This window comes from bacterium, assembly GCA_026708055.1.
Taxonomy (GTDB): Bacteria; Actinomycetota; Acidimicrobiia; order Acidimicrobiales; family CATQHL01; genus VXNF01.
The window spans coordinates 22,351-31,572 of sequence record JAPOVS010000002.1 but is presented as its reverse complement, the minus strand read 5'-3'; the positions used below and the strand labels follow the sequence as shown (position 1 = coordinate 31,572).

General features: G+C 69.9%; 10 protein-coding genes and 1 tRNA gene. 7 read left to right on the top strand and 4 right to left on the bottom strand.

Annotated features, from left to right (window positions below):
* The first annotated feature begins 124 nt into the window (after positions 1 to 124).
* From OXG55_00175 to OXG55_00155, 5 genes are all read left to right on the top strand, one after another.
* Positions 125 to 748, top strand: a complete 624-nt coding sequence (locus OXG55_00175) for a glycerol-3-phosphate acyltransferase (GenBank protein MCY4101674.1) — start codon at positions 125 to 127, stop codon at positions 746 to 748.
* A complete protein-coding gene (locus OXG55_00170; GenBank protein ID MCY4101673.1) occupies positions 745 to 1,962 on the top strand; it encodes a molybdopterin molybdotransferase MoeA in 1,218 nt (405 codons plus the stop codon). Before OXG55_00175 ends, OXG55_00170 begins: the two co-directional genes overlap by 4 nt.
* 97 nt (positions 1,963 to 2,059) lie before the next feature.
* Complete coding sequence (moaA, locus tag OXG55_00165; GenBank protein MCY4101672.1) at positions 2,060 to 3,043, top strand: GTP 3',8-cyclase MoaA; 984 nt, start codon at positions 2,060 to 2,062, stop codon at positions 3,041 to 3,043.
* A 23-nt stretch (positions 3,044 to 3,066) separates the two neighbouring features.
* Entirely contained in the window at positions 3,067 to 3,552 is a 486-nt protein-coding gene (gene moaC / locus OXG55_00160; GenBank protein ID MCY4101671.1) for a cyclic pyranopterin monophosphate synthase MoaC, read from the top strand.
* A gap of 460 nt (positions 3,553 to 4,012) precedes the next feature.
* Complete coding sequence (locus OXG55_00155) at positions 4,013 to 4,405, top strand: hypothetical protein (GenBank protein MCY4101670.1); 393 nt, start codon at positions 4,013 to 4,015, stop codon at positions 4,403 to 4,405.
* 47 nt (positions 4,406 to 4,452) lie between these two features.
* Here the strand turns inward: OXG55_00155 and OXG55_00150 are convergent, their stop codons facing one another.
* Positions 4,453 to 4,722 (bottom strand): hypothetical protein, encoded by a 270-nt coding sequence (locus OXG55_00150; GenBank protein ID MCY4101669.1) that lies wholly within the window; start codon positions 4,720 to 4,722, stop codon positions 4,453 to 4,455.
* 14 nt (positions 4,723 to 4,736) lie between these two features.
* On the opposite strand from OXG55_00150, the gene OXG55_00145 reads away from it, so the two are divergent.
* A tRNA-Ala gene (locus tag OXG55_00145) sits at positions 4,737 to 4,810 on the top strand.
* A gap of 141 nt (positions 4,811 to 4,951) precedes the next feature.
* On the opposite strand, the gene OXG55_00140 is transcribed toward OXG55_00145, so the two are convergent.
* The 3 genes from OXG55_00140 to OXG55_00130 all read right to left on the bottom strand — a co-directional run bounded on the left by OXG55_00140 (position 4,952) and on the right by OXG55_00130 (position 8,267).
* Positions 4,952 to 6,091: a DUF1295 domain-containing protein gene (locus OXG55_00140; protein MCY4101668.1), complete on the bottom strand. Its 1,140-nt coding sequence runs from the start codon at positions 6,089 to 6,091 to the stop codon at positions 4,952 to 4,954.
* A gap of 90 nt (positions 6,092 to 6,181) precedes the next feature.
* Positions 6,182 to 7,408 carry a DUF222 domain-containing protein gene (locus OXG55_00135; GenBank protein ID MCY4101667.1) on the bottom strand — a complete coding sequence of 409 codons (1,227 nt, stop codon included), beginning with the start codon at positions 7,406 to 7,408 and terminating at the stop codon, positions 6,182 to 6,184.
* A gap of 535 nt (positions 7,409 to 7,943) precedes the next feature.
* Complete coding sequence (locus OXG55_00130) at positions 7,944 to 8,267, bottom strand: TM2 domain-containing protein (GenBank protein MCY4101666.1); 324 nt, start codon at positions 8,265 to 8,267, stop codon at positions 7,944 to 7,946.
* A gap of 261 nt (positions 8,268 to 8,528) precedes the next feature.
* On the opposite strand from OXG55_00130, the gene OXG55_00125 reads away from it, so the two are divergent.
* A complete protein-coding gene (locus OXG55_00125; protein MCY4101665.1) occupies positions 8,529 to 9,116 on the top strand; it encodes a hypothetical protein in 588 nt (195 codons plus the stop codon).
* Positions 9,117 to 9,222 lie beyond the last annotated feature (106 nt).

The window sequence follows — 9,222 nt, the reverse complement described above, 5'->3', positions numbered from 1 at the left end:
AGCGACGGCCGCTCGGCGCCACGCCCGCGGCCCGATGCGGGGACCCGGCGACGGTCCGGTAACCCGAAGCGCCCCGGCGCACCTCGCCCGTGACGGGGAGGACCGACTGATCTAACATGTCGCCATGAGTGCATGGTGGCTGCTGGTCCCCCTCGCGTACCTGCTGGGGACCTTCCCGACGGCGCACCTGGTTGGTCGCCTCGTGGGCCACGACCCCATGAACGAGGGCTCGTGCAATCCCGGTGCGACCAACATGTACCGGGTAGCCGGGCGGGGCGCCGGCGCCCTGGTCCTCCTCGGCGATCTGGTGAAGGGTCTGGCCCCGACGCTGGTGGCGTTGCTGCTGGCCGGGCGGCCGGTCGCCATGGGCTGCGCCGTGGCGGCGGTACTGGGCCACATCGCGCCCCTCACGCGACGCCTGCGCGGCGGCAAGGGCGTGGCCACCTACGGCGGCGTGTCGCTGGCGATGTGGTCGTTCGCCGCGCTCGGCGCCGTCGTGCTGTTCCTCATCGTCACCAAGTGGTCGGGACGCCCGTCGGTGGGTTCGCTCGTGGCGGTCCCGCTGCTGCCGGTCGGCGTCGGCATCCAGGTGGTGCTCGGCTCGGTGGGGTGGTGGGAGCCGGTGATGCTGGCGGCCGTGGCGCTGGTGATCGTGGCGATGCACTGGCGCAATATCGTGCGGCTCGCCAGGGGAGAGGAAGCCAGGCTCCCCAACGTCTTCACGCGCCGGCAGGCCACGACTTCGTGATCCCCCTCGCCGAGGCGCAGCAGGTCGTCATCGACCGCTGCGCACCACTGCCGACGCTCACGCTCCCTTTGGTCGAGGCTCTCGGCCACGTGACCGCCGGCGCGGTCGCCGCCGCCGAGGCGGTCCCGGCGTTCGACAACACGGCCATGGACGGCTACGCGGTCCGCTCCGCGGACACCGCGGCGGCCCCGGTGACCCTGGAGGTCGTGGACACGCTGGCAGCCGGGAGGGCGCCCGATGTGGCCGTGGGGCCGGGCCAGGCGGTGCGGATCATGACCGGTGCCCCCATGCCGCCCGGCGCCGACGCGGTGATCATGGTGGAACGCACCCGGGCGCTCGACGGTGGCGGCCGGATGGTGGCCGAGGTCAGCGTCCCGGTCGGCAACCACGTCCGCAGGGCGGGAGAGGACCTGGAGGTGGGCAGGGTCGTCTTCGAGCCCGGCGAGGTCCTGCAACCGGCCCACATGGGTGTGCTGGCCGGGTTGGGCATCCATGCGATCAGCGTGGTTCGCCGCCCCCGCGTGGGGGTCATATCCACCGGTGACGAGTTGGTTGACAGCTCCGAGCCGCTGGCGCTCGGGCAGGTGCGCGACTCCAACCGTTACTCGCTGCTCAGCCTGGTGCGCGAGGCCGGGCTGGAAGGCGTCGACCTGGGGTTGGTGCGCGACGAGCCCGAGGTCATCAGGGCCACCATCGCCCGCGGCGCGGCGACGTGCGACGCGGTCCTCACCAGCGGCGGCGTCAGCATGGGCGACTACGACTGCGTGAAGGTGGTCCTCGAGGAGATGGGAGAGATGTCCTGGATGCAGGTGGCCATCAAGCCGGCCAAGCCTTTCGCCTTCGGGCTGGTGGGCGGCACGCCGGTGTTCGGCCTGCCGGGCAACACGGTCAGCTCCATGGTGTCCTTCGAGCTGCTGGCGCGCCCGGCCCTGCGGCGGATGATGGGACACAGCCAACTGCACCGCCCCCGCGTGCAGGCGACCGCCGCCGCCCCGCTGCGCCGCCATCCCGACGGCAAGATCCACTTCGCCCGCGTGGTCTGGTCGTACCGCCGGGGCCGCTACGAGGTGCGCTCGGCCGGCGGTCAGGGCTCGCACCAGCTCTCGTCCCTGGCAGCCGCCAACGGCCTGGCGGTCCTGCCTGACGGGCACGGCGCCGACCGCGGCGATGCCGTCGAACTCATCCGCCTGCACGAGGCGCGCCGTCAGGATTGAGTTCGGGGGCCGGCTGCGGTGACGGAGCGACCCCTTGGCGCGGGCGTGCTGGCGGGGCGATGGGCATCGCAGCCGGAGGCTCCGGTAGTCTGAGGGGATGGCGGAGCAACTCGTCGACACCTTCGGTCGGGTGCACCGCGATCTGCGGATCTCCGTCACCGATCGCTGCAACTTCCGCTGCACCTATTGCATGCCGCCCGAGGGGCTGGAGTGGCTGCCCCGGTCGGAGTTGCTGACCTTCGAGGAGATCGAGCGCGTCACCCGCCTGCTCGTCGAGCGCTTCGGGGTGCACAGCATCCGCCTCACCGGCGGCGAGCCCACGGTGCGGGCTCGCCTGGCGGACCTGGTGGCGATGCTGACACCGCTGGGGACCGATCTGGCCCTCACGACCAATGGCGCCACGCTGGGTCTGCTCGCCGAGGATCTGGCCGCCGCCGGCCTGCGCCGGATCAACATCTCCCTGGACTCGCTGCGCGCCGAGCGGTTCCGCGAGCTGACCCTGCGCGACGATCTGCACCGGGTGCTCGACGGCGTGGACGCCGCCCTGGCCGCCGGGCTCGACCCGGTGAAGGTCAACGTCGTCGTCATGCGCGGCCAGAACGACGACGAGATCCTGGACTTCGCCGGGTACGGGCGCCGCAAGGGCGTCGAGGTGCGTTTCATCGAGTACATGCCGCTGGACGCCGAGGAGGGGTGGCGCGCCGGCTCGGTCGTCTCGCTCGCGGAGATCACCGAGCGCATCGGCGCGGTGCACCCGTTCGAGGCGCACCGGCAGGGCTCCGAGCCCGCCAGCCGCTTCCGCTACCTCGACGGGCAGGGGTTCTTCGGCGTCGTCGCCAGCGTGACCCGGTCGTTCTGCGGGTCCTGTGACCGCATCCGCCTGACCGCCGACGGCCAGTTCCGCAACTGCCTCTTCGGTCTGAAGGAGTACGACCTGCGCGGCCCGCTGCGCAGCGGTGCCGGCGACGACGAGCTGGCTGACATCGTGCGGGGCGCGGTGGGGGAGAAGTGGGCCGGCCACAGCATCGGCAAGGTGCACTTCGTCCGCCCCGCCCGGTCGATGTCCCAGATCGGCGGCTGAGGGCCGCCGCTCGGTCCGTCGCAATGAGCGATCTGGGGTTCACGCACCTCGATCCGCTGGGCCGGGCGCGCATGGTGGACGTCTCGGCCAAGGAACCCACGCACCGGCGCGCCATCGCCCGGGCGAGGGTGAACATGACCTCCGAGACCGCCTCGGCGGTGGCCCGCGGCGCCATCGGCAAGGGGGACGTGCTGGCAGTCGCCCGGGTCGCAGGCATCCAGGCCGCCAAGCGCACGCCCGACCTCATCCCGCTCTGCCACCCGCTGCTGGTGGGGTCGGTGCTGGTCAACTTCAGCATCGAGGACAGCCACATCGACGTCGAGGCGGAGGTCGAGACGCTGGACCGCACCGGCGTGGAGATGGAGGCCATGACCGCCTGCACGGTGGCGGCGCTGACCATCTATGACATGTGCAAGTCGCTGGACCGCTCCATGGTCATCAGCGACGTGCGCCTCTGGGAGAAGACCGGCGGGCGCTCGGGGACCTACCACCGCGACGGCATCACCTGAACGTCGGCCCCCGGTTGGGCGGGGGAATCCCGGCGCCTGCCGCGGCAACGCTCGCGACCACGGGCAAATCCCCACGAAATCCCCATTGACGTGGCTGTTTTCCAACTCTTGTGCGGGAAATCCGCCGATGGGGGAAGTTCTCGCGCGATAGTTTCTCCGGTGCTCGCCAACGGTTGAGTCGCGGACCGGGCCCCTCGCTCACGACCTCGCACATCGGGACGCAATGAGCAGAAGCGAGATATCCACAACTACGGATCCGCCAAATGACATACTTGTAGTAGGACACCCGGTGCCTACTCTCGTGACAACAGCCCTGATCCTCGCAGCAGTGTGGTTGGCCGTCCTCGCGCCAAGTGGGTTACGACGCCTTTCCCGTTATCAGACTGATCGCAAGTATTCGTCGGGCGCGCCGCTTCTCTCGGGCTCCTCCCGCTACAACAATGTCGTTCCACTCACGAGCGTGGTGCAGCTTTCCGCGCCGCGCCGTCCCGGTCTGGTTCCTCCGGGCCTCGGCGTGGATCGGGACGGCTTGGCCCGGCGTCAGCGCGAGCGTGCCCGCGTGCGCCGCCGCAACATTTTCATCGGCCTCCTGGCTGTCGCCATCGTGACGCTGGTGGTGGCGGTCCTCACCGCCGCCGGCGCCATGATCGCGGTCCACGTGCTCGTCGACATCCTGCTCGTGGGATACGTCGGCGCTCTGGCCCGCCGGCAGCGGCGCGTCCTGGAGCGCCACGCCAAGGTCACCGACATCGCCTCGGCCAGGACGGCGGCGGATCCGTACAGGGGTCGCCCGCAGTCCCCGGCGGAGGAAGCCGCAGTCAGCTTCCTCGCATCGTCGCGCGGCCGGCCCTGACCCGGCGCCGCGCACTTCCACACGGCGCCGTGCGGTGCCGGAGCTGCTCAGTCGCCGTCCCGCTCGTGGCGCCGCGAGGCCCGAACCAGCGGCCCGATGACGACGAGGGCGCCGACCAGGAACATCAGACCGGCGATCAGCGACACGGGGTCGCCGTCGCGGGCTGCGGCGACCGCGAACAGCAGGCACCCGACCGCCCAGAGGCTGTAGCCGAGCACGTTCCACCAGAGATCGGGTATCCGGCGCACCCGCAGCAGGCTAGGGGCGGCGCCACCGGGGCCGACCCGGCGCAGCAGCGCCGGCGGCCGCCGGTACACTCCGTAGCCCGTTCGGGGGTGTAGCTCAGCTGGCTAGAGCGCTTCGTTCGCAACGAAGAGGTCGGCGGTTCGAGTCCGCTCACCTCCACTCGGGGGAATCGAACTGCCCCCATCTGTGCCGACGCGTCACCCCGGCGACCGGCGCGGTGATCGGCTCGTGGCCGCCGAAGGTCATGCTGATGCCGTCGCCGACGATTCCCAGTGGCCGCCACCTGGGCAGGAGTCGGTCTCAGTAGACGCCGGGGAAGATCCGGTACGGCACCCGTGCCTGGTATTCGGCCCACTTCTCGGGGCCGTATTTCTCGGCGCAGTGCTGGTCGTCGGCGATCTGGCGCCAGGTGAAGAATCCGAGGATGAAGATCGTGTAGGTCCAGGCCCAGAGAATGTCGAGGTGGCCGAAGACGAGGCCGATCGCCAGGGCGAGGGTCCACTCGCCCATGTAGTTGAAGTGGCGGGCGACACCCCAGAAGCCGTTGACCAGGATCTTGCGCTCGCCGGCTTGGATGTGCTCGGGCTCGATGATCCCCATGAACTTGCGGTCGGGCCAGCGCTTGAAGGTGTACTTCTGCATGTTGGTGCCGCGCGAGATGCCCCAGCCCGCCAGGAACAGCACGGCGGTCCCGGCGAGCCAGAAAGGCGTCCAGGCGGGGGAGATGCCGGGGTGGGGGTGGGCGGCCATGCCCCACAGCGGGAGGATGAACAGCCACCCGTAGAAGATGAGGCCGCCCCACAGCATCCTGAAGCCGACCTGCTCGTGCATCATGTCGTAGGTGTAGAGCTGGACACGCTCGCAGACGAAGTAGTCCAGGACGTAGAACGTCAGGAACCCCGCGTACAGGTAGACGCCCGGGTTGGCGTCGTCGCCGAAGCGCTCGTGGTGGTAGGCGGCGCCGGACAGGGCGTTCAGCGCCCACATCGCCCCGCCGACGACATAGGTGTACATCTTGAGGTCGAAGCGGCTGTTGAAGAGTGACAGCTCCCGGGTGCGCCCGGCCCACAGTCCCGAGAGGGGATTCCTCGAGTCGCCCCGTGGCTGGCTGAACACCGCGGCGACCGCGATGAGGGCGCACAGGCCGGTGCCGCCCGCCACGGCGTACAGAGAGGACCGGTAGAACCAGTCGCGCGGCAGCCCGGCGAACCCGACGGCCCACACGACGATTGCGATGGCGAAGACCAGCAGGCCGTTCAGGCGGTATCTCCGGGGTTCGCCGGTCGCGGGATCAATGGCGTAGCCGGGCACCCGGATCGCCGGGAGCAGGACCTGTGCCAGGAAGAACGCCGCGAAGATGAACAGCGGGGTCAGGAATCCGAGGATCATCTCGGTCCCGGAGAGTTCGAGGAGGTGGTCGATACCGAGCGATTCAGCCACGATCGGGGACCCCTTCCGCCGGCGGCGCGGCCACTATAGCGACCGAGGGTCTGCCGACCGTTGGGAGGCCTGGCGTGAGGGGCTGCCCGGTCAGGTGAGGGCCCGGACGGCGATCGCTGTGTGGTGGGTTCGGTGGCGGTCGTGTGGCGGCGGGCGCGTGGGCGGCTCGGTGCCCGAGTCGTCGGTGGGGTGCGCGAGGGTGAGTCGTCCGTCGGGGCGGCGGGTGACTTCTTCGCCGTGTTGGTGGACTCGTACTTGGTGGCAGCGCCAGCAGAGGAGGCAGGTGTTCTCGAGGGTGGTCTGGCCGCCGTGTTTCCAGTGGCGGATGTGGTGGGCCTGGCAGATCTTGTGGTGGGCGCCGCAGCCGATGCAGCCGCCGTCGCGGGCGATGAGTTGCTTGCGGAGCCATTTGGGGATCTTGCGCTGGGAGCGGCCCAGCAGGGCGTTGCCGGTGTGCTTGTTGAAGATGCCCGGCAGGATCTTGGCGTCACAGGCGATTGCCAGAGCCTCGGCCTCGGTGAGGCGTGTGCCGTCGGCGAGGCGGGCGTTGGCGATCTCGTCGTGCACCTGGTCGTAGTCGGCGAGCACGATCAACTCCACACCCGCCGGCGCGCCGGCGCCGTCGCTGTCGCAGACGAGTTCTGCGAGCGCATCAGCAAACCGCTGCGGCGACGTCGGGCGGTCTTTGGAGTCCTCGTTGCGGAACAGCTCGTCGGCCTTGGCCAACAGGGCGTTGCGGACCTGATTGCCGGTGAGGGGATCGAACTGGGCGAACAGGTGGAACATGCCGTCGGCCTGTTCGCTGATCGAGGCGCGGCGCCGGCGCCGCTGACCCTCCCGGCGCGCCTCGAGCTCCTGCTCGCTGGTGCGCTCGTTGACGTGCTCCTTGAGGGTCTTGCGGAACAGGTCGTCGGGCTCTTCCTCGGCGGCTTCGAGCAGGACACCGTGGTCCACCGGCGTCTCACCCGCCGCATCCAGGATCAGTCCGGCGGCCTCGGGTGTGATGGCGCCGTCGGCGAGCTTGCCCGCCACCCGCGGCGCCCACTCCAGTTGCGCGGCGACCTTGACGGCCTTGCGGGCACCGGCCCGGGACCGCTTCTGAGTGCGCCGCAGCGTCTCCTCGGCGGCGGCGTCGCCCTCCCGCCGAGCCACCTCGGCCACCACGTCGGCCTCCAACGCCGCCAGAGAGGCCCGCGCCCGCCCCATGAACACCAGTCGCTCCCGCAACACCTCCAGGTCGACCTTGTGCAGCAGCGGCGGGGGCGACGCCAACCACTCGCCCAGCACCGCCCACTCACGGACCCGTGCAACACCCACCCGGTCGCAGCCAGCCAGATCGGCGCTGCTTGACCCAGGAAGTACAGCGCCGGCACCGGCGCCGGTTGACTTGGAAACCGCAGCGCCGGCACTCGCCCGTGCGTTGCGCTTCCGATCGCCGTCCATCTGCCCATCACCTCCGCTCTTACGTTCCCCCGAGTGGCCCGGCCGTCTCTGCGGTGGCTGCGCCACTCTTGATTACTTCTAGTTATACTATAGTTTGTCTATAACTGAATAACCACGTCAGTATGAGTATTTTCGGATTCGATGGAAAATGGTCGGATGATTGGCTGGATCGGGGCGCGCTCGCACCTACAAAACCCCAGGTCAGGAAGACTCACCGCCGCTGTTGAGCCGCCCGGGCCCCCAGCGTCCATCGGGTGTGACCGATGTCACATCCAAGCGACGTGGTCGGCGGCGTGCCCCGGCGGCCTGCAAGCGGCGAACGCCGCCAAGGCGAGCGCTTCGACGCCGGTCGCGGAGCGATCCTGGCCCCGGCGGCCTGCCAGTGGCCACGCCGCCAGGACGAGCGTGCCTACGCCGTTGGCGGTGCGATCCCGATGGCCGTGTGGAGCTTCTGCAGGTTCTTCCTCCGCACGGCGTTCATGATGAGGAACAGGTCGACGACGGCCCAGATTCCGAACCCGCCGAATGTGAACAGCTTGCCGAGCCCGAGTCCGACGTCACCGTTGTAGAACCGATCCACGCCCAGGGGCCCGAAGAGGAGTCCGAGGACGAGGGCCACAATGGGATCCCGGTAGTCGATCGAGACGGCGTGGCGGACCTGGTCCTCCGATAGTTGGTCGCTCAGATCCAGCAGACTCCCGTGGGGAAACTTGTTCTGTATCGATATGAGCATCATGGCGCTCGGTCCACGGTCGAATCACCCCCAAACGAAGCGATCACAAGAACTCGCGGCAAGCTAACACAGCGCGTGGACGGTCCTGGTGCGGCTCGACGTCACGTTGCTGCCCAAGTGGTGTGCACGCCATGGCCGGAATAGACCATGGTCGGAATAGGGACCGCGGTCGCTGAGGCCGCGGTCGTGGAACGGCCCGCTCGCCGCCGGCGGTCGAGGGTCGGGACGCGGGAGACGCCAGACTTGACAGCCGTGCGACGAATGGCCCCCGTGAACTGGTGGATGTTGCCTTGGTGGATCCTGGCCGGCGCGGCCGGTTTCTCCGTCGGCAGTCTCACCGAATCGCTCGTGGGGTCGTCCGGGGGCATCACGGTGCTCGCACCCGTGACTGTGGGCGGTACTGCGGCGGCCGTGCTGCAATGGCCGGCGCTGCGGCGGCATGTCGGCCGGTCGGGCCGCTGGGTTGGCGCCGGCATCGTCGGGGGAGCCGTCGTCGCGGTCGCCAGCATCCTCGCGGGCATCCTGGCGGGCCTGGCGGCGGGCGCCGTGGGCGATGCCGAGGCGGGTCGGGCGTTCGGCGCCGACGTTGCGGGCGTCTCGGCGGCGGTCCTGTACGGGACGGCGGTCGGCTACCTGCAGTGGCGCCTGCTCCGGCCGCATTTCGCCCGGGCGGGCCGGTGGGTGCTCGCCGGCGCCGTGGGCTGGATCGTGGCCGGCCTGACGGCGGGAGTCACCGAGGGCGTCGCCGGCTGGGCCGTCCTGGGAGCCGTCTACGGCGCCATCACCGGCGCCCTGCTCGTGGCGCTGCTGCGGCATCGGCTGGGCGAAACGCCGGCGACGGCACCCTGACCGGAATCCGTTACCCGTTCGCGGATGCGGGCGGCGGTGGTGTGGGGGCGTGAGCGTGCCTGCATTCTGTAGGACAGTGCCGTCATAAACTGTTGGTCAACTCAGT